Below are 23,741 nucleotides of genomic sequence, written 5' to 3'. Positions count from 1 at the left end.
CTTCCACCGGTTCCCGACCTTCGATCGCTCAGTCTTGACGATCGACCGCCATGAAGGCCTTGACATTCCAGCCCTCATAGAAGCGATTGCCGTCTTTCGCTCGGCGACGGCGGGAGACTCAGTTCGGCCCGGAGCGGCCGGTCGGCCGCGCCGCAGAACTTGCCAGATACCCAACGTTCGCGGGGCACTCATTAGCGATCGCGGTTCGTCAATCTCGCGGCAGAAGCCACCGCAAGGATCAGACTCACGAAATGACTTCGTCAGCCCGCAAGAGCGCGCTCCGCGGGATGGTCAATCCGATTGTTCTGGCAACCTTCAGATTGACGACGAACTCGAGCTTCGTCGGCTGTTCCAACGGCAGGTCACCGGGCTTTGCGCCGTTCAGTATCTGCGCCGCAATCTCTGCCACGCGGCGGAACATCGCTGCGTAGTCAGGGCCATAAGACAGGAGACATCCAAAGCCGCGATAGTCGACCATCACGGGCACCCGATGCGATGCCTCGAAGGCAACCCAGTCGTCTCGTAACTTCGCGTTGATCTGATTCGCAGCCAAGAGTACTCCGTGAGCCTGTTGGCTCCCGATCGATGCCATTGCCGACGAGAAATCTGCAGCCGCGTTGATGTCCAGCGGAATCATTGCGATGCCGAGCGATCGGGCGCTTTCACGATAGCCCTCGAAAGCCGCGTCGTAACTTGCGCGGCTAACTCCCGACAGCCTTGCGCATTCCGGGCAGCGGGCAAATGCGATCTTGGAGACAGTCGGGACCGCGGCCTTGAACAACTCGATCCGTTTTGGCACGAGGTCGCCAGCGAAGTTCGACATTCCCGTGACCTGCCCGCCCGGATGTGCAAAGCTCGCGATGAGACCCGTACTCAGCGGATCGGTGATGCCCCACGTGACTACTGGAATGTCGCGGCTTGCCTCGACCACGGCACGTGCCGCCGTCGCAGTGCCGGTAACCACCAGGTCGATACCCCTGTCTCGCATCTCAACAGCGAACTCAGCGTAGCGTTCACTCTTTCCTTCCGCGTAGCGCCAATCGATGGTCAGATTCCTGCCTTCCGCAAAGCCGAGCTCAGCCAGTCGGTTGATGAATGCCGCATTGATACGATCATCTTCTGCGGAGTTCTTTGCGGTGAGCCCGAACCAGGCGATGTGATACGTCCGGCCCCGAACCTGGGCCAGCGCCGTGGTCCCAAGGGCGCAAGCGAAGCCAGAGATGATCCGACGACGGTCAATCATGCCCCACCTCCTAGCAGTCTTGAATCCGCCCCCGAATTGGGAGGCGGTGACACTGAATCATGCCAACCCAGCTACCCGCAGGTCAAGGAGAGAGCAATGGTGCCGGCGGCGAAGGCATTGAGCGTCCTCTCCCAGAGCGGGTCGACCGTCCGCAACGGGCCCATCTGCGACATCCACGGTTCGCGAGCGACCGACCGCAGCCAGTCTGAAGGGCCCTTCGAAGCAGGGAGCGGAGGGGCGCTGATTTTGAAGGGCCGCAAGGCGGTGTAGTGCAAGTCGGCGGCGGAGATGATCGCCGCCGACGCGAGTTCCACGCCTACAGGACTCAGCGCGGGATGCGGCGCGCAACCCAATAGGTCGCGCCTTGAGGCCCATAGCGCTCGGCATGCGGCATTCCGCAGGCCACCACGAAAGTGTCGCCAGGTTCCAGGTGTTGTGTCTTTCCAGCACACGACAGCCATATGTCGCCCCGGGTGACGATCGCCTCCGCATCGAACGGATGGCTGTGGGTTTCGATCTCCAGTCCTGAAGCCCAGACGCGCTCCAGGACTTCGTCGAAACCTTCGGCAAGCGCCTGAGCGCGAAACTTCTCCATTGTGTCGACTGCTTTGAGTTGCATAAGACGGCTCCTAAGCTGGCAGATGATTCTCGAACGAGCGCCACGACCGGGGAGTGGCCCGCTCGTTCGCTTCAGACCTTCGATCCAGACAACGACTCGAACTCGCGGCGCAGCGCGTCGCCATTCTGGTCGACCATGGGTGCCTGCGGATAGAACGCTTCGTCCCACTCCGTTGCGTACGGCGTCGCCGGAATCTCCGCGACCAGGCCGCGCACCTTCATGGGCCGCGTGCGCAGCTGGGGATGCTGGATCAGGTCGTGCACGGAGTTGATGGCGCCATACGCGGTCTGCGCCTCGGTGAGCCGATCGACCGCCTGCGCATAGGTCAGCTCGGCGAACACGTCGCGGATCAGCGACTCCAGGTCGACCCGGTTGCTGGTTCGCACGTTGTTGCTCGCGAATCGGACGTCGGTCGCGATGCCATGTCGAAGGCCAGGAATATTTCGCAAACGGGCGCCGTACCGCATCACGAGGCCGAGAGGCTCAACCGCGGCACAGGTGGTGCCATTCAACCCAGGAGATCGACATGCGACCATTCGAACCCACACTCGCCCCCGGGACGGGCAGCTCGCAAACGGCGCGGCGCTGGAAATTCGCTCGCGCCACGTCCGCCTTGTTCCTTCTCGCCGCACTCGGTGCAGCCGCCCATGCCGACGGGGGCATGACACGTGCGCAGGTCAAGGCCGAACTGGCCGAGGCCATGCGAACCGGCAACATGCTCGCCGCCGGCGAAAGCGGCATGACCCTCAGGGAGTCGAGCCCGCAGCGCTATCCTGCGCCGGTGGTCGCACTCGGCAAGTCACGCGCCGAGGTCAAGATGGAACTGGCCGACGCCATCCGGACCGGGGACATCATGACCAACGACGAGAGCGGCCTGAGGGTCAACGAGGAGTTCCCGCAGCGCTTCCCGGCGCGGATCGTTGCAGCAGGAAAGTCACGCGCCGAAGTCAAGGCCGATCTGGCCGAAGCGATCCGTACCGGCGACATGCTCGCGAACGATGAAAGCGGCCTGAGGCTCAACGAAGAGCTCCCGCGGCACTACGCCAAGGCACGCTCGGCACAAGGCGGATCGCCCCGGCTGATGACCGCCGAGGCGCCTTCGGCTGCAGGCCGCGCTGCGCAGTGATGCGGGCTTCATTTCATCACCAGGCCGCCGTCGACGAACAGCACCTGCCCCGTCATGAAGCGGCTCCAGTCGGAAGCAAGAAACAGCACCGGCCCCGCCACGTCCTCGGGCCGCGCGATGCGCCGCAGCGGCGTCGCAGCGATCAGCGACTCGCGGAACGCCTCGCGGGTCGCGCCGCTGGCCTGCGTCGGGTAGACCAGGCCCGGGGCGACGCAGTTGACGCGGATGCCCAACGGCCCCAGTTCGGCCGCCAGGTTGCGGCTGAAGCCGACCAGCGCCGACTTGGCGGTCGTGTAGTCGTGGTACGGGATCACCGGGCGCTCGACCAGGTCGCTGACGATGTTGACGATGCTGCCCCGGGCCCGCTGCCTGAAGTGCGGCAGCACGGCCTTGCAGACGTTGTAGGCGCCGCCGACGGCGCCATCGAATTGCGCCTGGTAGTCCTGCCACGCCGTCTCGTCGAACAGGGCGCGGCGCTGCGGGTCGAACGCATAGGGGCGGAATGCGTTGTTGACCACCACGTCGATGCGGCCCGCGTCGTCCAGCACCTGTTCCACCATGGCCTGCACGGCCACGGCCGAACCGACGTCGGCCTTCACCGCCCAGGCATCGCCGCCGGCGGCCTTGCAATCCGCGACCACGGCGGCGGCGGCGTCTTCATTGCGCAGGTGATTGACCACCACCGTCGCGCCTTCGCCGGCGAAGGCCCGGGCAATGGCGGCGCCGATGCCCCGGCTCGCGCCAGTCACCAGCACCACCTGGGTGTCGAACCTCATGGCGTCGACCTCGATCGCGACGGCAGCAGATCCGTGCCGACCACGTCCTTGATTTTGATTTCGTGCTCGATCAGGCCCAGCTTGCGATAGGCATCCGCAGCCCGTTGCAGCGCCTCCAGGTCGAAGGCGCCCAGGCCGTTGCGCTCGGTGTTGGCCGACACGCTGGCGGCATTGCGCAGGCGGATCACTTCCAGGTTGGTGGCACGGTCGGTGCCGTCGATGGCGTATTTCACCGCCAGGCCGGCCGCTTCGTCGGGATTGGCGATCATCCACGCCGCGCTCTCGCGATAGGCCTTGAGGAAGCGCTTGAGCAACGGCTTCTTCTGCTGGTAGACCTCTTCGCGGACCACGAACAGGTCGCTCGACACGTTCAGGTAGTTGCGGACCTCCATCACGTTGACATCGCCGATCCCCTTGTGCCTTCCCACCAGCAGGCCGGTGTCGGTGGCAGCGGTCGCGTCGACCTGGCCTTGCAGCAGCGGCGCGAAGTTCAACAGCCCCGTGACGACGATCGTGACATCGGATTCGGACAGCCCGGCCTGGTGCAGCAGCACCAGCAGGTTCTGGCGAGTGCCGCTGGACAGGCTGTAGACGCCGATCTTCTTGCCCTTCAGGTCGGCCGGCTTGCTGATGTTGGCGGACTTCAGCGAGACCACGTTGAAGACATTCTGCGGGTAGATGTCGTAGATCGCGCGCAGCTTTTCGCCCTTGTCGAGGGCAGCGAAGAACGCCCCCGGGTCGGTGAAGGCGACGTCGGCCTGGCCGGTGAGGATGTTGCGGATCGCGTCGCCCCCGCCGGCGCCCGGCACGTAGGCCAGATCGATCCCGTTGGCCTTGTAGAAGCCCTTGTCGGGCTCGACCAGCAGGTGCGTGATCTCGGTGATCGGCTTGCTCCAGCCAGCCACCGTGAGCTTCTCGAGCGGGTCGGCGGCGTGGGCGCCGCGGGCGGCCGTCAGGGCCAGGAGCGCGGCGCTCGCGAGCAGCGCGGTTCGGCGAGCGATGGGTCTTTGCATGGCAGTGGTTCCTTCATGAGCTTCGGGTGTAGGGCAGCAGCAGTCGCCTCTCGACGGCCAGCGTGATTTCGTAGAGCAGCAGCCCGAGCGCGGCGATGACCACCAGCACCGCGAACATCAGGGGCGTGTCCATCATCCCTTGCGAGGCGATGATCAGCGCGCCGAGCCCCTGGCTGGCGCCGATGAACTCGCCGACCACCGCCCCGACGAGCGCCAGGACCACGGCCACCCGCAGCCCCGCCAGGATGCCGGGCAGGCCGGCGGGCAGTTTCAGGCGCAGCAGGGTCTGGCGCCGGGTGGCGCCCAGCATGCGGAACAGTTCCAGCCGCTGCGGGTCGACCTGCTGCAGGCTGGTCACGGTGTTTTCCATCAAGGGAAAGAAGCAGATCAGCGCCGTGATCACCACCGTCGACGTCATGCCGAAGCCGAACCAGACGATGAAGAGCGGCGCCAGCGCCAGCTTGGGGACCACCTGGCTGACCACGATGTAGGGCTTCAGCAAGCGTTGCAGCAGCGTCGACTCGGCCAGGACCACGCCGCTCGCGAAACCGATCAGGCAGCCGAGGCTCAGGCCGAACAGCAGTTCGAGGCCGGTCGCGCGGATATGGGGCCAAAGGTAGCCGGTGGACAGCCCCATCCAGAGCGACTTCATCACCGCCGAGGGCGGTGGCAAGACCAGCGTCGAGACACCGGAGGCGCGCGACGCCAGTTCCCATAGGGCAAGCAGGGCCAGCAGCAGCGCCCAGGCGCCAAGGCGCGCGCGAACCGAGGCCTTCTTCATGCCGCCTCCAGGTCCATCGCATCGCGCACCTGCGCGCAATGCCGGTTGAAGGCCTCGCCGTAGCGCATGGCCGGCGCGCGGGGCCTCTGGACTTCGACGCGGATGGCGCTGACGATCCGGCCGCGGTTCATCACCGCGACCTGGTCGCCCAGGTACACCGCTTCGGCGATGTCATGCGTGACGAACAGGACGGTGGTGCGGCGCAGCCGGCACATCTGCAGCAGATCGTCCTGCAGTTCGCCACGGGTGATCGCGTCGAGCGCTGCAAAGGGTTCGTCCAGCAGCAGCAGCGACGGCTCGAGGATCAGGGCGCGGGCCAGGGCCACGCGGCTCTGCTGGCCGCCCGACAACTGCCGGGGGTAGTGCTGCGCGTGGCCGGCCAGGCCCAGCAGTGCCAGCAGCTGCTGCGCCTTGTCGATCTCGTCGGCGGACGGCTTGTGCTGCAGCGACACCGGCAGCAGCACGTTGTCGATCACGCGGTGCCACTCGAGCAGCGTGGGCGACTGGAAGACGAAGCCCAGCTGCGGGCCGGGCGCCAGCACCGGCCTGCCTTGCAGGCGGATGCTGCCGGCCTGCGGATGCAGCAGGCCGGCAGCGAGCTTGAGCAAGGTCGTCTTGCCGCAGCCGCTGCGTCCGACCAGGCAATGGAACTCGCCTTGCGCGATGCGCCAGTCGACGCTGCGCACCACCGGCGGCCAGCCGGGAAAGGTGAAGCTCACCTGGTCGATGTCGAGGAAGCTCACATCGATCCCTAGTCGGCGTAGGGCGCCAGCGGGTCGGCCGCGATCTCTGCCGACTGCTCGATCTCGACCATTCGAACCAGATCCAGCAGGTTGAACCGGCCGTCGTGATGCCAGCCCGCTTCCGGCGAACTCATGGCGCCGATGGCGCTGATGCGGGTCACGCCAGCGGCGCCCAGCAGTTCGGCCAGCCGGAACAGCTCGGCCGGCGCCGCGGCCACGCCCGCGGTCTGCAGGAAGGGCCGGTGCGCCTCGATCCGAGCGACCACCTGGTCCAGCGCATCGACCGCGACGACCTGGATGCTGCGATGCGATGCCGTCGGCGCCAGCTCCTTCACCTCGTCGGTGTAGGCAACGCCGAAGGCCGCGCCGTCCTCGCCGATCAACCCGTCGCCGCCTCCGTCGCCCACGGCCATCGCCTGCAGCTCGATGCCCTGGCGCCAGCCGGCCACCGTGGCCGAATCTTCCAGCGACAGAGCCCGGCGCGGGAAGCGGTGCTGCAGGTTGGCGAGCTCGCTCGCGAGGTAATGAGCGAACTCGCGCGGCGACACCCGGCCGCCGCGTTCGACGTAGAAGACATGGGGGGAGTAGCAGCCTTGCTGGTCATAGCGCATCACGTCCCAGGCGGCCAGGCGTGCCGTCGCCGGCGCTTTCAGGGCATCGAGGGCCGAGGCGCTGACCAGGCCGAAGCCCAGCTTGTGACCGTAGGCCAGGAAGCGCGTCGTGACCGGCAGCCGGCGCCGGATCTGGTCCAGCGAATCGTTGCCGCCATAGGCCAGCACCGTGTCTGCCTCGGCATACAGCGCCGACGCCTGTTCCTCGTCGCCGCCCTTCCACCACACCACGGCCAGGCAATCGGCCAGCGGCGGGTGGACTTCGGCCAGCAGGCGCGCGAACAGGCCCGCGAACAGCGGCTCCGCGCTCGGCAGCTTGCCGATGTTGCCGGCCTTCACGAGCAGCCCGCAGACCAGGCTCCAGAGCGCAATGGCCGGCACGTTGCCGGCCCAGACGTGGACCAGAAGCTCCGGCCCGAAGGCCTTCGCCGCGCCGCCCTTGGGGCGCGGCTGGAATTCGTCAAGCAGCTTCGGATTGGCGAAATCCTCGGCGACGAAGCGATGCAGCTGCGGCGCGCGAAAGGTCTTGAAGAAGGCCGTGAGGCCGAGGCGGACCATCTCGGCGTCGTAGCCGGTGACGATCGGCAGCAGCTGGTCGAGCTCCCTGCGGTATGGATCGGCCGGGTCCAGCAGCCGAGCCATCGCCCGATCGACCACGTCCACGATCCCGGACACGGTCATGGTCTTCAGATGGCGGCGGGTGGCGTGCCCGACACGCACGGCAAGGGCGCGCATCTGATCCGGACTGAGCACCGGAACGGCGACCTCGAGCCGGGTCGGGCCCGATTCGAAGCGCAGGGACCGCCACTGCACGTCCGCTGGCGCCAGGCCCGGCAGGTAGCCGGCGGTCGCATGCAGCGTCGTCATGCGGCGGCCCGGATGAATTCCTCCACCGCCAGCGAGCAGCCCTTGGCCTGCGCGCCCTCGGCGCGACCGAGCAGCAGGAAGCCGCCGTCCGCCGCCAGGCCTACGTCCTCGGTCAGGATGGTGGTCACCGAATTGAAATTGGCGAGATCGCAGTGAACCAGGATCCCGCGCTCGGCAGGCGCGACTTCACGGCCCGTGAGCGGGTCGACCAGACGCGAGCGGATCCAGTGCGGCCCGGACTTGACCGAGGGCACCGAGGCGTTGCCCGCATCGTAGAACTGCGTGCTCAGCTCGGTCATGCCATACATGTTGATGCAGTGCGATCGCTCGATGCCGAGCAGCGCGGACAGCTCCGCATAGAAGGTGTCGAGCGGCAAGTCGCGTGACTGTCCCTTGTAGCCGCCGGTGTCCAGCACCCGGCTGCCCGCCGGCAGGCGGAACGACTGGCCGCGCCGCTTGAGCTCGTCGATCAGGTGCACGAAGCTGTAGCTGGCGCCGAGCAACGCGAAGGGCTCGCCGCGCTGCTGCGCATCCGACAGGGCCTCGCAGAGTCCCGGCAGGTCCAAGCCCTGCGGACTCATGAAGTAGCGGCTCTCCGCGGTTCCGAACGCCTCCATGGCCAGCGCCAGATAGTGGGCGAGCGAGGAATTGGCCAGCACGGTCTCGGTGGGGAACAGGATGCCCATGCGCATCGGGCCATGCCCCCGCATGAAGCGCTGAGCGAAGTTGCCGATCATCGAGCGGTCGTAGACCGCCAGCGTCGGATGAAAATGGCGGCCCTTGACCTCGCTGCGGGTGGTGCCGCTGGTCATGAAGACCCGGTCGGTGGCGGCCGGCGGCTCGCAGCGCAGCGGCAGTTCCTTGAAGGCGTCGATCGGTACTGCCGGGATGTCGCTCCAGCGCTTCACGCTTCGCGGGGTCGCGCCGCGCCGTTGGCAAAAACGCTTGAAGGGCTGGTTGTTGGCGTACTGGTAGGCGAACAGTCGCAACGCCAGGCCATCGAAGTCGGCGTCGGAGCAACCGTCTTGCGCGATGAAGGCGAGGACGGCAGCGACCACGTCGCTGGCTGCCGCCGTGGGCGCAGGTGGATTCGCAGAGGAATTGTGCATAGGGCCTTCTTCGTGACCGTGAAACGGGTGCTCCGAAGGCCGCTTCGGGGTCGGCAGGATGTGCCGATGACCCAAGCAACTGCTCTTCTTCCGCCGGTGTTAACCGGTTCAAGTTCGCGGGTTTGAATCTCAGCACTGTGACGTGCACCCCGGAGCATCATGGATTTTAGGCGCATTCGCGCCTGCCGCCGTGCCGGCCCGCGATCGGCTCCTTGCCCATCAAGTCAGGCAGGGCGAGAGAGGGATGATCCCTTTCATGGACGTGGAGCCCGATCCAGTCCTAAAGTCTTCATCTTCTTGCTGACTTCCTCGATACGAAGTGACCCTGCGTCGCGTTCTGCTTGTGATCGCATTCCTGGTCGCCACGGGTGCCTGGATTGCCTTCGTTTATTGGATGACGGGGATGGAACGCAAGGAGCCGGCCTACCTGGAGATCGACCTCACGGAGATTCCGCCGGGCAGCCCGAAGTTCTACACCTTCCAACGTACACCCCTGGCCCTCGTGCGAACCACCGATGCGATGCTCGATGACCTTCGGGCGCAAACCGCCCACACCTGGAACCATCGTCCGATCGCGGCCGGGCGTCCATCGTTCTTCATCTACTCCCTGGTGAGCCCGGCCGACGGATGCGAGGTCGATCACGTGCCCAGCGGCGCGGACCGCTACGCGCCAGTGCGTCCGTGGCAAGGCGGCTATCGCGATCCATGCCGTTTTGGCGAATGGGACTACGCTGGCCGCGCGATCAAGCAGTACGCGGACCAGGACGCGCGGCTGCTGCAGATGGCCGACCTGGATGTGCCGGACTTCGAAGTCAGGGACTACCACATCTTGCGCATCACTCGTGCCCCGAAGCGATAGTCGAGACCGATGTTTTGCGAGTTCAGCATGCCTCCAGCGAGCGATCGGCAGGGCGCTGCGGACCCAACTGACTCTCGAGCCACTCGCACATCGCGCTTGCGCTCTGCTCGAAGCCGATGATCGCCGAGTAGTGGTTGGCGCCCGGTTGAGGTGCGCACAGCGACAGGTTGCCCGCATCGGTCCAGGCAGAGTGGAAAGTGGTCGACTGCCGCACGAACTCCGCGCTCTCCTCGCCGCCCCATGTCAGCAGAACCGGCGTGGGACAGGCGCGAATCGAGAACAGCGGCGAGTTGCGCCGGATCACGCCGTCGTCCAGCTGAATCTGCGGCTGCAGGTAGCTGTGGCGCAGCGGTTCCAGGTCGTACAGGCCGCTGACCAGAACGGCGGCCCGGAACGGATCTTCAGGCAGGCCGTAGTCGTCCGACCAGCGCGTCTGCAGTGCCATGGCCGCCAGGTGGGCGCCGGCCGAGTGCCCGCCGACGGCCACGCGCGCCGGATCCCCGCCGTGCCGCTCGATGTTGCGCAGCACCCAAGCCAGTGCCGCCCGCGTCTGGCGCGTGATCTCGTCGATCCCGACCCAAGGCGCCAAGGCGTAGTTCACGACCACTGTCGTGATGCCCAGCGCATGCAAGCCCAGCGCGACACAGCTGAAATCACCGGCCAAGAACGCCCGCCAGTAGCCTCCGTGGATGAAGACGAAGACCGGCGCATCGGACGGCGCCGCCGGGAAGATGTCCAGCGTCTCGGCCAAGGTCGGCCCGAAGGGAACGCCCTGCAGGCCGGGCAAGCGCTCGCGAGCCAACCGGCTCTGTTCGACGTAGTGCCGCTGGTAGGCGCCCGGGTCACTCAGCCGGGCCGCCGGGTTGTACTCGGCGTCGATCTCTGCCTGGCTGGCGAACTGGCGGTAGAGCATGGGTGGCTTCATCACAATCCCAGGTAGGCTTGACGGATCATCGGATCGTCGATCAATGCGGCCGACGGGCCATGACGCACCACATGGCCATCTTCCATCACGTAGGCCGTGTCGGCAATCGACAGCGCCGCATAGACGTTCTGCTCCACCATGCCGATGGTCACGCCCTGGGCACGGATCGAACGCAGCGCGGCGAACACCTCGTCGGCCATGGCCGGCGCCAGGCCCAGGCTCGGCTCGTCCAGCAGCAGAACGCGCGGCATGGACATCAGGCCGCGCGCCAACGCCAGCATCTGCTGTTCACCGCCGGACAGCAGGCCGGCCGGGGTGGCGCGCCGCTCCTTCAGCCGCGGGAAAAGCTCATACATCAGGTCCACCCGCGCCCGCCACCCCTTGCGCACGCGCGGCAGGTAGGCACCGATGCGCAGGGTTTCGGCGACCGTGAAGTCCGCAAACACCAGGCGGCCTTCGGGCACCAGCGCGATGCCGTCGTCGACGCGCTGGTGGGCGAAACGGCCAGTGACGTCGGCGCCGTCGAAGCGGATGCGGCCCGACCGCAGGCGCAGCAGTCCGGCCAGCGACCGCATCAAGGTGGACTTGCCCGCGCCGTTGCTGCCGATGATGGCCGTGATCGAACCGGCGGGGATCGCGACGTCGACCTGGTCGAGCACCTGGATCTCGCCGTAGCCGGCACTGGCGCCGAGCGCCTCAAGCAGGTACGGCATGGCGTCGTTCTCCCAGGTAGGCCTTGATGACGCGAGGATCGTTGGCGATCTCCGCAGGGAGGCCTTCGACCACCTTGCGACCTTCGTGCATGACCACGATGCGATCGCTCAGGCGCATGAGTGCCTTCATCACGTGCTCGATGATGACGATGCTCAGCCCGTAGCGCTCCCGCACTTCGCGGATCAGTTCGAGCGCCGCGCCCACCTCGGTGGCATTGAGCCCGGCCAGCACCTCGTCGAGCAGCAGCAGGCGGGGCCGGGTCGCCAGCGCGCGGGCGATTTCCAGCCGCTTGCGGCCCGCCAGGTTGAGCTGCGAAGCCGGCAGGTCCGCTCGATCGGCGAGCCCGGTCTCGCGCAGCAATGCGAAGGCATGTTCGCGGGCCTCCGCAGGCGACGCGATGCGCCCGCGCCCGTACATGGCTCCGACGGCCACGTTCTCCAGCACGCTCATGCCCGGAAAGGGCCGCACGATCTGGAAGGTGCGCGCCACGCCCAGCGCATTGATGCGCTCCGGCGGCTGCCCCTGGATCGCCTGTCCTTCGAGCATGATCTGTCCCGACGAAGGTTTGACGTTGCCCGCGATCATGCTGAACAGCGTGGTCTTGCCGGCGCCGTTGGCGCCCATCACGCCGAGGATTTCTCCCGGCATGACATCGAAGCTGACGTCGTCGACCGCCAGGTTGCCGCCGTACCGGCGGGCCAGGTTGCGCACGGAAAGAAGACTCACGCCGGCCTCCCGACGACCGCTCGACGCTTGAGCGACGCCGAACGCCGCCGGGCCCACAGGCCCGACAGTCCGGACGGCGCCAGCAGCACGAAGCCGATCAGCAGCGCGCCCAGCAGGATCATGTAGGTCTGGGGCGCCCGGGCCCACAGCAGTTCGCTCAGGAACAGGATGAACGCCGCGCCCAGGATCGGCCCAGCGGGCCGGTCGCTGCCGCCGATGATCGCCATGGTCACGATGGTGAACGAGGTGGTCGGACTGAACAACTGCATGGGCTCGAAGTAGGTGCTGCGCAGCACGCTCAACGCGCCCACCATCGCGGGGATCACGGCCGACACCGCGAAGGCGAGCATCTTGATGCGCGTCACGGGCACGCCCACCGTCGCCGCGGCCGTCTCGTCTTCGCGGATGGCTCGCAGCGCGGCACCGAGACGCGACCGGGTCAGCCAGACGTTGATCGCGGTGGCGGCCAGGGCCAGCCCCAGCATCGGATAGAACAGGACGACGGTGTCGGGCGTGTCGATCAGCAGTCGGCCGCCGGCGCCAAGCGACGCCTCGATGGCCACCACCACGTACTTCAGGAACTCCGAGATGCCCAAGGTCAGGATCACGAAGTAGGGACCCCGCACCCGCAGCGCCGGAAAGCCCATCACCAGCGCGAGCGCCGCCGCCGCCACGCCGGCCAGCGGCAGGATCGCCACGATCGGGATCTGCTGCCAGCCCAGCGCCATGATGTAGGCGCCGAGGCCGAAGAACACCGCGTGGCCCAGCGAGATGTAGCCCGTCATGCCGGAGAACGCGACCCAGCTGCCGGCCAGTGCGATCCAGGCGCACAGTTGCGTGAGGACACCGACCCCGTAGGCACTGAGGATCAGGGGCGACAGAGCGGCAACGCCGGTCAACGACGCGGCCACGGTCAGGCCGCCCTTGTCGACGGAAGAAAAGACAGTGCGTGCCATCAGTTGGCCTTTCGCCCGAACAGCCCCTGCGGCCGCACGAACAGGATGAGAATGAACAAGCCGTAGACCAGGATCGAGCGGTAGGCCGCCGAGGTCAGCGTCACGCCGTAGACCTCGACGAAGGCCAGCAGCAGGCTCCCCGCCACGGCACCGCCGAGCGAACCGAGGCCGCCGAGGATGACCACCACGAAAGCCGCGATCGTGAAGGGAAAGCCGCCGAAGGGCGTCACGCTCTCGGTCATGCTGATCAGCGCCCCGGCCAGGCCGGCCAGCGCGAAGCCCAGGCAGAACACCACGATGTTGATGCGATCGGCGTCGATGCCGATCAGCGACGCCGCGTCGCGTTGCTGTATCAAGGCCCTGATCGCGATGCCGAAGACGCTGAAGCGCAGGAAGCACAGCACCGCCACCGTCGCGCCGGCACTGATCCCCAGGATCACCAGTCGATTGAGGGCGATCGACACGCTGCCCCATTGCACCAGCGTGTCCATGTAGCTGTAGCTGCGCGCGTCGGCCGTGAACACCAGCGACATCAGGTTCTGCAGGATGATCGACACGCCGAAGAAGATCAGCAGCGAGTTGGCCTCCAGCCGCGCCGCGATCGCCGTGTTGCGCACCAGCCGCTTGAAGAACAGCGTGTAGCAGGCGATGCCCAGGCCCGCCGCAAGAAGCATCGCACCGAAGAGACCCAGCAGCGGGCTCAGCCCCAGCAGGGTGAAGCCGCTCCAGGCCACGTAGCCGCCGAGCACCATCAGGTCGCCATGGGCCACGTTGAGCAGGCGCATGGCGCCGTAGATGAGGTTCAGGCCCAAAGCCACCAGGGCGTAGGTCGATGCGAGCATCAACGCCGCCAGCAGCAGCTCGGGAGACAGGATCTGTGCCATGGAATTCGCCGGAGCGTCGCGGGCAAGAGGGCCGGGCCTACTTCTGCCAGCCGCTCTTGGCGACGAAGGGCGCGGTCTGCTGCGAAGGCGGATAGACGATCTGGCCCTTGCCTTGCTGGAACTGCAGGAACATCGCCGGCGTCAGGCGGTTCTGGACGCCCTCGAAGGCGACCGGGCCGTCGATGGTGTCGAAGGTGCCGGAGGCGATGGCGGCGCGCAGCTTGTCCTTGTCCAGGCCTGCCTTGGCGACGGCCTGCTGCAGGACCTCGGCCGACACCCAGGCCAGCGCGACGTCGAGGTAGTCGGGTGCTTCGCCGTACTTGGCCTGGTAGGCGTCGAAGAAGGGCTTCGCCTTCGGCCAGGCCTTCTGGTCCGGCGACCAATGGCCCAGGGTGACGATGTTGTCCAGGTTGGCGCCGAACATCTTCGAGAAGAAGGCGATGCTGGGGCCGACCGCCACGAACTGGAAGGGCGCCCGGAGATCCTGCTCGCGGGCCTGCTTCATGTAGAGCATCGAGTCTTCAGGGTAGGACAGCGAGATCACCGCGTCAGGCGAGGCGCGCTTGATGGCCACCATGCTGGCGGTCATGTCCTTGATGCCCGGCGCGTACTCCTCGTTGTAGACCACCTTCATGCCGGCGGCCTGTACCGCCGGCACCAGGTAGCGCTTGATCTCCTGCGGAAAGGGCAGCTGGACGGTGTTGATCGCCACCGCCTTCACGCCCTGCGCCTGCATCAACTTGGCCAGCTCGGCGCCCAGTGCATCCGGGATGGCCGAGGTCGGGAACCAGATGTTCTTCGCCTTGAGCGAACGAATCTGCAGCGACGCCGCGGAGCTGCCGACCATCGGAAACTTGTAGCGCTCCAGCACGCCCACCACCGCGAAGTGGGCGGGCGAACCCCAGGGCGACATCAGCAGGTCGACCTTGTCGCTGGTGATCAGCTTCTCGTAGATCGCCGCGGCCTTGGCCGGGTCGGACTGGTCGTCGTAGACCACCAGTTCCACCGGCCGCCGGGTGCCCGCCACATCGAGTCCGCCGGCTGCGTTGACCTGCTCCGCCCACAACTGGTAGGCGTTGAGCTGGCCGGCACCGGCGGCGGCGAAGGCACCCGTCTTGGCCATGCTCATGCCGATGCGCACGGGCTCGGCGGCCCAGCTGCCGGCGGCCATCGCGAGCACGAATCCCGTCGCGAACATCCGAAAGACTTTCAGTAGTTTCATCATGGAGCCCTTGAGTTGAGAGAGTGCGGTCAGCGGCGGGGTGCCACCGTTCCGGTGGGTGAACTGTTGGCGGCCTTGAAGACCTGGCCCGCGACCCATTCGTCACCCATGGCCGAGCGGATCACCTGCGAGCGCACGGCGTCCGGCAGGCAGGTGACCTCGCCGTACAGGATCGACCAGCGCTGGCAGTGCTCGACCAGCGGACGCTCCGCCGTTTCCCAGGCTTCCAGCGCCGCGGGGATGTCACGCGGGTCCTGCGCCTGCTCGAGCGCCACGGCCATGGCCAGGCCGTTCTGCATCGCCATGCCGCCGCCCTGCCCCAGGTTGGGTGGCTGGGCATGCGCGGCATCACCGACGATCGCCGTGCGGCCGGCCGACCAGGCGCGGCTGCGCGTCACGCTGTAGACGCCCCAGCTCAGCGTGTCGCCGATGCGTTCGATCAGGTGGGCCCAGCGCGGGAAGGCGTCGATCCAGAGCTGCCGGTTCAGCGGCAGATTGCGCGCTTCATCGTCCTGCAGGCAGGTCAATGCCAGGTAGATCTGCGTCGCATTGACCGGCGTCACCAGGAGCCGGCGGGTGCCGTTCCAGTTCTCGATGTACTTGCCGACATCCTGCGCCGCGAAGTCGCCGGGCCGGGAGGCGATCATGGTGCGCAATGCGCCCTCGCGGGTCTGCTCGTGCAGCAACTCCAGTCCCAGGCTCTGGCGCACGCGCGACCAGACGCCGTCGACGCCCACTGCCAGGTCGGCGCGCACGGTCTGTCCGTTGGCCAGCAGCAGCTCGCCGCAGGCCGTGGCGCCGATGGTCTCGGCGTTGGTGACGACCTTGACGCCGGCGCGCTCGCAGGCTGACTTCAGGGCGCCCAGCAAGCGGCTCCGCAGGACAGTCAGCAGGCGCTTGTCGGAGGCAATCGGCGCCGACTCGATGATCTGGTCGCGGTTGTCGCGCTGCTCGAAGTGCGTGCCGTGGAACGCACCTTCGGTGGCTTCTTCATAGGCCCCCAGGGCCTCCAGCACGCGCAGGCCGTTCTCCCAGATGTAGATGCCCGAGCCGGCCGCACGCAGCTCGGATTGCCGTTCGTAGACGGTCACGTCCCAGCCGCGCTGGGCCAGGGCGGCCGCGGTGGCCAGTCCGCCGATGCCGCCGCCGGAAATGATTGCGCTTCTTGCCATGGTTGTTGTCTTTCAGGCTGTTGGATGCTGAACAGGGACCGCTCAGACCGCTTCGACCAGGTCGACATCGCCGAGCGCCGACAGCGCCCGCGGCGCCGGGCGCTTCACGTACCACTCGCTGCAGAGGCCGTCAGGGTCGCGCAGGAAGATCGAGCGCTTCCAGGGCAGGTCGACCTGGCGCGCAATGGCCACGCCCTGCGTCTGCAGGCCTGCGACGGCCGAATCCAGCGTGGCCTCGTCGGCCAGCTGGAAGCTCGCATGGTGGTAGCTCGCGCTGTTCGCGGGCACCAGCACCAGGTGGTGGTCGTACTGGGCTTGCGTGGCGCCGAGGTAGACGACGCCCTCCTCGCGCGCCACCACGTGCAGACCGCCGATCTCGGTATAGAAGCGCGTCATCTCCTCGATGCGCGCCGTCTCGAGAACGGCATGCGTGATGCGCCAGGGGCGCATCGGCGCCGCGGTGTTGGTGCGCAGCACCGGGTCCGTGTCGTAGCGGCCTTCGGCGAAGCCCTCGGCTGTCAGCGGGTCCCAGTGCGTGGTGATCAGCGCCATCGGGCCGCTCAGTACCTGGCGCCAGTCCTTGACGGTGTCGCAATAGAACTCGTTGTAGTTGCCATCGGGATCGAACATGTAGACGCTGTGCGCCACTTGGTGGTCGACCGTGATGTCGGTCGGAACGCCGTCGTCCTTCAGGCGCCTGAAGGCCGCCACCAGATCGGCCTCGTTCTCGAGTTCCCACGCCAGGTGATTGAGCCCCGCATGCAGGCCGATGCTGCCGGGCAGCTGCAGCAGGCCATCCTTGCCGTAGCGGTCCACGCCATTGGTCTTCTGGATCATGCCGAGGTCGTGCGGCGTATGGCCGGTTCCGAGGAAGGTGGCGATCAGCTCGGGCTCGCTGAACTCCACGCGCAGGCCGCACACATCGCTGTAGAAGCGTTCGGACGTCGGGATGTCGTCCACCCAGAGATTCACGTGGCCGAGGCGACGCGGGGTGAAGTAGGAAGCTTGTCGTGTGGCAGTCATTGAAGCTCTTTCCGGGTACTCGAGTTGCGATCGAAGTGAACTCTAGAAGCCGCCTCGATGGCTGTCAATAGCGAATACCATTCAGTTTTGAAAATGTGACGGCCGACGATTGGAAGCACAATTGGTGCATCGATCGCTGCGGTCATCGCCGCCGGCGCGAGCACCAAAAGAAGGCATCGGCACATGGTTCAACGCAAGAAGGAAGGGGTTCGCGACGCGATCCTCGAGGCGGCATTCCGCCTCTTCAGCGAACAGGGGTACAGCGAGACCTCCATTCCCGGCATCGCGCGGGAAGCAGGCATTTCGACGGCCAACGTCTACGTCTACTTTCAATCGAAGATCGACATCCTGTTCCAGCTGTACTCGCCGTGGTTGCTGGGACGCCTGGACAAGCTGGAGCGCGCGCAGCGCCGAGTCGCTGATCCGCAAGAGCGACTGCGAAAGCTGTTGTTGACGCTGTGGCGCGACCTGCCGCGCGAAAACAACGGCTTCACCAACAACGTGATGCAGGCTGTCTCCACCAGCAGCGGCAACGGCGACTACAGCCCGGCGTTGCGCCAGCTGTTCCAGTCGCGGGTGGCCGGTTGGATCCAAGAATGCCTCGCGACGCCATCAGACGAAAGCGACATGCTCGCAAGCGTCGCGCTCATGGCGTTCGACGGCTTTGCCATGAACGTTCGCCTGGCGCACAGCCCCCCGTGCGACGACGACATGGCGCGACTGTTCAGTCGCTTGTTCGCTGGCGCCGCCGCAAAGTCCGCGCCGACGCCATGAAGGCGGTCTGGCCGCTGCAGAGGTAGAGTTGAGCTGTGCGGCACGCCCTGCAAAGGGGCATGCAGCTTCTCGTCGATTGTCGTTGCCCTCTGCCCGTCACGCTCGCACAATTCCCTGTCGAATCTTTTTCGATTGGGTTGAAATGGCATCTCGACCAAGCGTCCTGGTCATCGGAGGCGGCATTGGCGGCTTGTTCGCCGCCAATGCGTTGATCGAAAAGGGGCTGCGCGTTTCTGTCTATGAACAGGCGTCGGCCCTCGGTGAGATCGGCGCCGGCGTGTTCGTGACGCCGAATGCGGTGCGCCACCTCGAGCGAGTGGGTCTGGGGCCCGCCGTCGAAAGATGGGGCGCCCGAGTCGGACCCGGCTCCTGCTACCTTCGCCACGACGGCACGCCGATTGCCCCGGTGCAGGTGTCGGATGCCTCCGGGTGGCATGCGGCCTTCGGCATGCACCGCGCCGATCTTGTAGATTTCCTGGCCGCCAACCTGCCTCCCGGGATCGTCCATACCGGCCACCGTGCCATCGGCTTCGAGCAGACCGACGACGTCGCCCGCGTCGAATTTGCCAACGGCGTCACCGCCGAGGCCGACGTGGTGGTTGCCGCGGACGGCATACATTCCGAACTGCGTCCTCACGTCTTTCCGCCCTCGAAGCCCGTTTTTCACGGCACCATTTCCTATCGAGGCCTGATCTTGCGCGAGCGGCTGCCGAACTGGCCGATGGACCGCTGGCAAATGTGGGCCGGTCCGTCCAGGCATTTCCTGGTCTTTCCTGTTCGCCACGGCTCGATGGTCAACTACGTCGGGTTCGTGCCGACCGATGAGGAAATGAAGGAATCGTGGTCCGCGCCCGGCGATCCGGCGGTGCTGCGCCACGAGTTCGCAGGGTGGGACCCGCGCGTTTCCGATGTCCTGCGGCAAGTCGACAAGACTTTTCGCTGGGCACTCTACGACCGCGAGCCGCTGCCGACCTGGACCAAGGGCCGATTGACACTGCTTGGCGACGCGGCGCATCCGATGCTGCCGCACCTGGGCCAGGGGGCCAACCAGGCGATCGAGGACGGCATGGCACTCGCCACGATCCTGGCCCAGGTGGACAGATCGCAGGTGGCGGCGTCACTGCTTGCCTACGACCGATTGCGTCGCGAGCGCGTGGCGGAAATTCAGTTGGGTGCCCGGCAAAACGGACTGCGTCTGGACTCGACCGCTGCGGATCTCAGTACCCGCGACGCAGAACTCGCCGCGCATGCCGAATTCCGCAAGCGTCTCTATGCCTACGACGTGTTGCCGGATGCAATCGCCGCCGGAGCAGCGGTGCCACTGTGATGGATCTGGACGCGCGCATCATCGGTCTTACTTGATCGCACGGGGCCCGACCCTGTACAAGAGCGGGCTGCCCACGGCGCCTGACAACGCGCCGCACTCGCGAGCAGCTCACCTGCTGATCCAGCGACGGCAGCTCGGGACCGCGGCCTTCGACCCCCTCCTTCAGGGAGGGGGCGCGAGGGCCATGTGGATCGGAAAATCCTGCCCGTGCGACGCGTCCCGCGCCGGGCTTCACCGCGCCTGCGCGCGGACGCGCTTCGCCGAATTCACGCGCCAACCCATCCACATGACATCCTCAATGCTGAGCATTCTTTCACGCTCCCTCGTCGCCGCCGCCGTCCTCACGATTACCGCCTGCGGTGGCGGTGGCGGAAACGGTGGCTTTGCCACCCCGACCCAAACTTCAGCCGCAAACCCTCAAACCCGCCCCGCGGAAAGCCGCCTCGCCACGCCCGATGCGAATACAGCCTTGACCACCCGCCTCAGTGGTCTGGCTGCCGTCGGCGCACCCGTTGCGAACGGCAGCGTTTCAGTCCAGTGCGCGACAGGCACTGCCGTGGCCACGACGACCGGCGCCACGGGCGCGTGGAGCGCCACCTTGACCGACCAGAAGTTCCCGTGCCTGGTCACCGTCAGCGGCGGCACCGTACCCGCCGGGCAGTCGCTCTATTCCATGGCACTCGACGCCTCCGACCTCAACGTGACCCCGCTGACCGGCCTCGTGGTGGCGGGAGGCCTTCATGCCGCTCCGTCGACGATCACTGCGTCATCGCTCGCATCGTCGGCTTCCAGCGCCCTCGCGCAAGGACTGGCAAAGGTCAATGCGAGTCTGAAGGCTTCAGGGTACTCGCCGCTGGCCGGCAATCCGCTGACGACGTCATTCCAGCCGAGTGCCGGCGACGCGCACGACGACCTGATCTCGACCCTCATGCGCTCCCTCGCCGACGAGAACATCGCCTATGACGAGATGCTCTCGTCGATCGCATCCGCAGGCGACGCCGATGTGCCGATCCCGTTGACGCATGTCTTCAAGGCTGCGGAACTCGCCGCAATTCCCCAGCTGAACAGGGCCTCCATCTCTGCCAGCGGTGACGAACTCTCGATGACCCTCGGCGCAGGCGCCAATGCGGTGGGAAGCTTCGTCGGCGGCGGCAACGGCAACAAGGCCGTCCTCCAGCTGCCAGGCCTTGCCGGTACGAAGCTCATCGACTTCAAGGACATGGCCATGGACGTCAAAGGAGCGACCACTTCCGGCGGCAGGAATGTCTATGCCTACGTGAACTTCACCGTCGACCTGACCTGCGACGGCTCCCCGCTTGCGGCGAATGCGACGCTGGCCGATGTGCGCAAGAAGCGTCGGATCGTGATCTACGACCCGTTCGCGAAGTTCGTCCAGCAGGACAACGCCATCTCCGACAGCGCCTTCAGCACCGTGAAGTTCAGCCGCGCGACGCCGGGATGGCGGGTATCCGCTGGCACGCCCGTGGGAAGCGGCGTCGCCTTGAATCCGGACTACATCGGGCACGAAACGCTGACCGGTTTCGACTTCGCCACCTATCCGAACGCTTGCATCGTCGACGGGGTCACCGGCGACGGCGGCATGTACCGCGACAAGAGCGATGCCCAGTGCGACACGACCGCCGCATTGGCAGGCGACAAGCCAGCCGCTTGCGGCAAGCCCTACAGCGGCGCGATCGTCGTGCTCGGTGACAGCGGCACGGTGGTCGCCTCCGACTGGAAGGTGAAGAAGATTCGATTCAACGCCGCCAACGTACGGAACTTCGCGTTCCAGTAGGCACGTTCTTCAGGTCAATGGGCCCCGGCGTACGACGCCGGGGCTCTTTTACTTTCCCGGGCTGTCAGGGAGATCCTCCCACGCACGCCCTGCCCCCGCCAGAAGCCGGAACAATCTCTCTCCTTCTTGAAAGCACATGAAGACGCACGCAACGACCGGCGGTTGGAAGCCCGCCCGGCATCCGACGGTGAACGGCTATTTCTGCCTTGCACGCAAGAACTTCTCCGGCCACTGCGAACTGCTGGCCAACCGCTTGAGCGGATCACCCCACGTCGAAGCCTTCGCGACCCGCGAACAGGCCGAACGGGTTGCAGAACATCTCGCGCGTACGCGAAGGGAAGTCGATTGAAGCGGAACGATGGTGCTGCGTCCACCTTGCGGATATCGTTTCCGTCGAGGATTCGCATGCGTTTGCTGCCGCACGCCCTGCTTTGGAAGAAAGGTGCGTTCGCGGGAGACGCCAGCCGCTGGATGGACGGGCGCCTGCGCACGACGGTCGGCGCCGCAACCGGACAGGTGAACCTCGACTTCTACAGCCTGGGCCCCGGACTGCCATCGTTGGCGTCGACACCGCAAGTTCGGTCTGGATGTGGGCATCGACGTGGCTCACAGCCCGGGCACGACGGCGGTGTATCTGGTGGTCGGAAGCAGCTGGTTCCGTCCTCGAGCGAGCATCGGGATCGAGCCGTCCGGGGCGGATCAGAAGTCGGGCGCCGCGCCAAGCACACGCCCTTGATTGTCATGTTGCACGCGAAGGCAGCGCGCTTCGCGCCACGGGGGCTGGTCCGGGAGTGCCACCCCGGCCGCCGCGAACTGCTCGTCGGGAAGCAAGGGCGGAACTTCCCGATCGCGACTGGGCTGCTGGCGCAGGCGGCGCCACCGGCTGAGGCCTGCCAGGCCCAACCAGACCATGAGGCCCGCCGCCATCCACAGATAGGGACGCAGGTCGACGGCGAGCGGACGTTCGATCAGGTTCCCGAGATAGGTCCCCGCCGACGGGCTCAGCCATGCAACGCCGGCAATGACGGGCTCTCTCAGAAACCACAGATAGGCCATCCACGCAAGCAAGGTCATGACAAGGTCGCGCACGCGCATCCACCACTGCGTGCGCACCCGCTGAATTCGCGGCGGCCAATCGGGCGGCCGGGCCAGTTCCGGCGGCGCAGCGGCGTCGTCCCCCGGAGTAGCAAGCGTCTTCTGCATGATTGAATGCTCCCGCTTCAACGCAGGCCGCGGTCGGGGCTCACCCAGGTTCCGCGCATGCTGCCGATATGAAGGATGGCACGCGGCAGGCCGACGACCGAGGTCGCGGCCTGGGCGGCCCAGAACACCAGCGGATACCAGACGACCCAGAACAGCGATCGAAACATGCCGCGCTCGAAGCGCTCGTCGATCCAGGCGCTCGTCACGGCCTGCGCGAGGTAGGTCAGCGCCAGGACCTGGCCCCAGCCGCGCGGCAATGGTCCGAAGGCTGGCCAGAGTTCCGGCAGGCCGAAGCCCCAGAAGCGCAGCAACGGGCCCACGCCCCATGCCAGGAAGCCCAGTGCGATCGCATAGGCCCAGGCGACCGCGACGACATAGTTGAACCATACCGGAAGCATGCGCGGCTGCGACAGCAACTTGGGAAACACCTTGAGCATGACGGTCACGCCGCCTTCGGCCCAGCGCAGGCGCTGGCGCCACAGTCCGCGGAAGGTTTCCGGCATCAGGATCCAGCACAGCGCCTTGGGCTCGAAGGCCAGCCGCCAGCCGGCGAGCTGGAGGCGCCAACTGACGTCGACATCGTCGGTGATGGCCTCGCGAGACCACCAGCCGGCGTCCTGCAGTGCGCGCTTTCGGAAGGCGCAGATCACGCCGGAGACGGTGAACAGCGATCCATACACGGTCTGGGCCCGCTTGATCAGCCCCACGATGGACGAAAACTCGCCGACCTGCAGGCGTCCGAGGAGCGTGGCGTGGTTGCGCACCCGCGGATTTCCGGTCAGTCCGCCGATGCCTTCATCGGTCTGGAACCGACGCACCAGCCATGTCAGCGCGTGCCGTTCGAGCAGCGCATCGGCGTCGATGCACACCAGCAACTCATGCCGGGCGGCCAGCGCGCCGGCATTCAGCGCGGTGGACTTGCCCTGGTTGCTTTCCAGGTGCACGACGCGCAGCATCGGCAGCTGCGGAATCAGGGCCTCCAGCCAGGCCCCGGTCCGATCGGTGGAGCCGTCGTTGATCGCGATGATCTCGAAGTCCGGGTAGTCGATGCACGACAGGGCCCCGAAGGTTTCGGCCAGTTGCCGCTCCTCGTTGTGGCAAGGCACCAGCACCGACACGCCCGGGTACGACGGGAGCTTCGGAGGATGCTCCGGCCGCGGCTCATGGCGGCCGCGCAACCCGACGTAGAGCAAGCCGCCGGTCATCCAGAACAGGGCCATCACGAAGGGATAGCCGAAACAGAAGGCGGCGATGAGTTCATTGAAATGCATGG

At 66.5% G+C, this 23,741-nt stretch carries 25 protein-coding genes and 1 riboswitch; of the genes, 6 read left to right on the top strand and 19 right to left on the bottom strand.

Features of this window, described 5'->3' with window-relative positions; translation table 11 throughout:
* Window positions 1-244: 244 nt before the first annotated feature.
* The 3 genes from QTI17_RS33585 to QTI17_RS33575 all read right to left on the bottom strand — a co-directional run bounded on the left by QTI17_RS33585 (window position 245) and on the right by QTI17_RS33575 (window position 2,374).
* A complete protein-coding gene (locus QTI17_RS33585) occupies window positions 245-1,243 on the bottom strand; it encodes an ABC transporter substrate-binding protein (protein WP_286521766.1) in 999 nt (332 codons plus the stop codon).
* Between the two features lie 325 nt (window positions 1,244-1,568).
* On the bottom strand, window positions 1,569-1,862 hold the full coding sequence (locus tag QTI17_RS33580) for a cupin domain-containing protein (RefSeq protein ID WP_286538420.1): 294 nt from the start codon (window positions 1,860-1,862) through the stop codon (window positions 1,569-1,571).
* Window positions 1,863-1,933: 71 nt separating this feature from the next.
* Window positions 1,934-2,374: a CoA transferase gene (locus tag QTI17_RS33575; RefSeq protein WP_286538419.1), complete on the bottom strand. Its 441-nt coding sequence runs from the start codon at window positions 2,372-2,374 to the stop codon at window positions 1,934-1,936.
* A gap of 14 nt (window positions 2,375-2,388) precedes the next feature.
* On the opposite strand from QTI17_RS33575, the gene QTI17_RS33570 reads away from it, so the two are divergent.
* Window positions 2,389-2,988: a DUF4148 domain-containing protein gene (locus QTI17_RS33570; RefSeq protein WP_286538418.1), complete on the top strand. Its 600-nt coding sequence runs from the start codon at window positions 2,389-2,391 to the stop codon at window positions 2,986-2,988.
* 8 nt (window positions 2,989-2,996) lie between these two features.
* On the opposite strand, the gene QTI17_RS33565 is transcribed toward QTI17_RS33570, so the two are convergent.
* From QTI17_RS33565 to QTI17_RS33540, 6 genes are read right to left on the bottom strand one after another with little or no spacing between them, the layout of a single operon-like run.
* Window positions 2,997-3,764, bottom strand: a complete 768-nt coding sequence (locus QTI17_RS33565; protein ID WP_286538415.1) for an SDR family oxidoreductase — start codon at window positions 3,762-3,764, stop codon at window positions 2,997-2,999.
* Complete coding sequence (locus QTI17_RS33560) at window positions 3,761-4,777, bottom strand: ABC transporter substrate-binding protein (protein ID WP_286538414.1); 1,017 nt, start codon at window positions 4,775-4,777, stop codon at window positions 3,761-3,763. The genes QTI17_RS33565 and QTI17_RS33560 overlap by 4 nt, the downstream gene beginning before the upstream one ends.
* 13 nt (window positions 4,778-4,790) lie before the next feature.
* The gene (locus QTI17_RS33555; protein WP_286538413.1) at window positions 4,791-5,558 is read right to left on the bottom strand and encodes an ABC transporter permease; all 768 of its coding nucleotides are present in this window, start codon (window positions 5,556-5,558) and stop codon (window positions 4,791-4,793) included.
* Window positions 5,555-6,301: an ABC transporter ATP-binding protein gene (locus tag QTI17_RS33550; protein ID WP_286538412.1), complete on the bottom strand. Its 747-nt coding sequence runs from the start codon at window positions 6,299-6,301 to the stop codon at window positions 5,555-5,557. Before QTI17_RS33550 ends, QTI17_RS33555 begins: the two co-directional genes overlap by 4 nt.
* 8 nt (window positions 6,302-6,309) lie before the next feature.
* Window positions 6,310-7,779, bottom strand: coding sequence for an acyl-CoA reductase (locus QTI17_RS33545; RefSeq protein WP_286538410.1), 1,470 nt, complete (start codon window positions 7,777-7,779; stop codon window positions 6,310-6,312).
* Window positions 7,776-8,888: a LuxE/PaaK family acyltransferase gene (locus QTI17_RS33540; RefSeq protein ID WP_286538408.1), complete on the bottom strand. Its 1,113-nt coding sequence runs from the start codon at window positions 8,886-8,888 to the stop codon at window positions 7,776-7,778. The genes QTI17_RS33545 and QTI17_RS33540 overlap by 4 nt, the downstream gene beginning before the upstream one ends.
* A 68-nt stretch (window positions 8,889-8,956) precedes the next feature.
* Window positions 8,957-9,050, bottom strand: a riboswitch (TPP riboswitch).
* Between the two features lie 157 nt (window positions 9,051-9,207).
* Between QTI17_RS33540 and QTI17_RS33535 the strand changes: the two genes are divergently transcribed.
* A complete protein-coding gene (locus QTI17_RS33535; protein ID WP_286538405.1) occupies window positions 9,208-9,747 on the top strand; it encodes a Rieske (2Fe-2S) protein in 540 nt (179 codons plus the stop codon).
* Between the two features lie 22 nt (window positions 9,748-9,769).
* On the opposite strand, the gene QTI17_RS33530 is transcribed toward QTI17_RS33535, so the two are convergent.
* From QTI17_RS33530 to QTI17_RS33495, 8 genes are read right to left on the bottom strand one after another with little or no spacing between them, the layout of a single operon-like run.
* Entirely contained in the window at window positions 9,770-10,672 is a 903-nt protein-coding gene (locus QTI17_RS33530) for an alpha/beta hydrolase (protein ID WP_286538404.1), read from the bottom strand.
* Entirely contained in the window at window positions 10,672-11,385 is a 714-nt protein-coding gene (locus QTI17_RS33525; protein WP_286538403.1) for an ABC transporter ATP-binding protein, read from the bottom strand. The genes QTI17_RS33530 and QTI17_RS33525 overlap by 1 nt, the downstream gene beginning before the upstream one ends.
* A complete protein-coding gene (locus tag QTI17_RS33520; protein ID WP_286520898.1) occupies window positions 11,369-12,112 on the bottom strand; it encodes an ABC transporter ATP-binding protein in 744 nt (247 codons plus the stop codon). The genes QTI17_RS33525 and QTI17_RS33520 overlap by 17 nt, the downstream gene beginning before the upstream one ends.
* Complete coding sequence (locus QTI17_RS33515) at window positions 12,109-13,068, bottom strand: branched-chain amino acid ABC transporter permease (protein ID WP_286538402.1); 960 nt, start codon at window positions 13,066-13,068, stop codon at window positions 12,109-12,111. The genes QTI17_RS33520 and QTI17_RS33515 overlap by 4 nt, the downstream gene beginning before the upstream one ends.
* Entirely contained in the window at window positions 13,068-13,952 is an 885-nt protein-coding gene (locus QTI17_RS33510) for a branched-chain amino acid ABC transporter permease (protein WP_286538401.1), read from the bottom strand. Before QTI17_RS33510 ends, QTI17_RS33515 begins: the two co-directional genes overlap by 1 nt.
* A gap of 37 nt (window positions 13,953-13,989) precedes the next feature.
* The gene (locus QTI17_RS33505; protein WP_286538399.1) at window positions 13,990-15,174 is read right to left on the bottom strand and encodes an amino acid ABC transporter substrate-binding protein; all 1,185 of its coding nucleotides are present in this window, start codon (window positions 15,172-15,174) and stop codon (window positions 13,990-13,992) included.
* 29 nt (window positions 15,175-15,203) lie between these two features.
* Entirely contained in the window at window positions 15,204-16,346 is a 1,143-nt protein-coding gene (locus QTI17_RS33500; protein ID WP_286538397.1) for an FAD-dependent oxidoreductase, read from the bottom strand.
* A 42-nt stretch (window positions 16,347-16,388) separates the two neighbouring features.
* Window positions 16,389-17,369 carry a VOC family protein gene (locus tag QTI17_RS33495; protein WP_286538395.1) on the bottom strand — a complete coding sequence of 327 codons (981 nt, stop codon included), beginning with the start codon at window positions 17,367-17,369 and terminating at the stop codon, window positions 16,389-16,391.
* Window positions 17,370-17,552: 183 nt separating this feature from the next.
* Between QTI17_RS33495 and QTI17_RS33490 the strand changes: the two genes are divergently transcribed.
* The 4 genes from QTI17_RS33490 (at window position 17,553) to QTI17_RS33475 (ending at window position 21,614) form a co-directional block, all read left to right on the top strand.
* Window positions 17,553-18,143 carry a TetR/AcrR family transcriptional regulator gene (locus tag QTI17_RS33490; RefSeq protein ID WP_286538393.1) on the top strand — a complete coding sequence of 197 codons (591 nt, stop codon included), beginning with the start codon at window positions 17,553-17,555 and terminating at the stop codon, window positions 18,141-18,143.
* A gap of 142 nt (window positions 18,144-18,285) precedes the next feature.
* A complete protein-coding gene (locus QTI17_RS33485; RefSeq protein WP_286538391.1) occupies window positions 18,286-19,470 on the top strand; it encodes an FAD-dependent monooxygenase in 1,185 nt (394 codons plus the stop codon).
* A 298-nt stretch (window positions 19,471-19,768) separates the two neighbouring features.
* Window positions 19,769-21,265 carry a hypothetical protein gene (locus QTI17_RS33480; RefSeq protein WP_286538389.1) on the top strand — a complete coding sequence of 499 codons (1,497 nt, stop codon included), beginning with the start codon at window positions 19,769-19,771 and terminating at the stop codon, window positions 21,263-21,265.
* Window positions 21,266-21,401: 136 nt separating this feature from the next.
* Window positions 21,402-21,614, top strand: a complete 213-nt coding sequence (locus tag QTI17_RS33475; RefSeq protein ID WP_286538388.1) for a hypothetical protein — start codon at window positions 21,402-21,404, stop codon at window positions 21,612-21,614.
* A gap of 350 nt (window positions 21,615-21,964) precedes the next feature.
* Here the strand turns inward: QTI17_RS33475 and pgaD are convergent, their stop codons facing one another.
* On the bottom strand, window positions 21,965-22,468 hold the full coding sequence (gene pgaD / locus QTI17_RS33470) for a poly-beta-1,6-N-acetyl-D-glucosamine biosynthesis protein PgaD (protein ID WP_286538387.1): 504 nt from the start codon (window positions 22,466-22,468) through the stop codon (window positions 21,965-21,967).
* Window positions 22,469-22,485: 17 nt separating this feature from the next.
* Entirely contained in the window at window positions 22,486-23,739 is a 1,254-nt protein-coding gene (gene pgaC / locus QTI17_RS33465; RefSeq protein ID WP_286538385.1) for a poly-beta-1,6-N-acetyl-D-glucosamine synthase, read from the bottom strand.
* Window positions 23,740-23,741: the final 2 nt, after the last annotated feature.

Source organism: Variovorax sp. J31P179 (assembly GCF_030316985.1).
Classification (GTDB): Bacteria; Pseudomonadota; Gammaproteobacteria; order Burkholderiales; family Burkholderiaceae_C; genus Variovorax; species Variovorax ginsengisoli_B.
The sequence above is the reverse complement of the archived record's forward strand: the minus strand, read 5'-3'. Positions and strand labels throughout refer to the sequence as shown.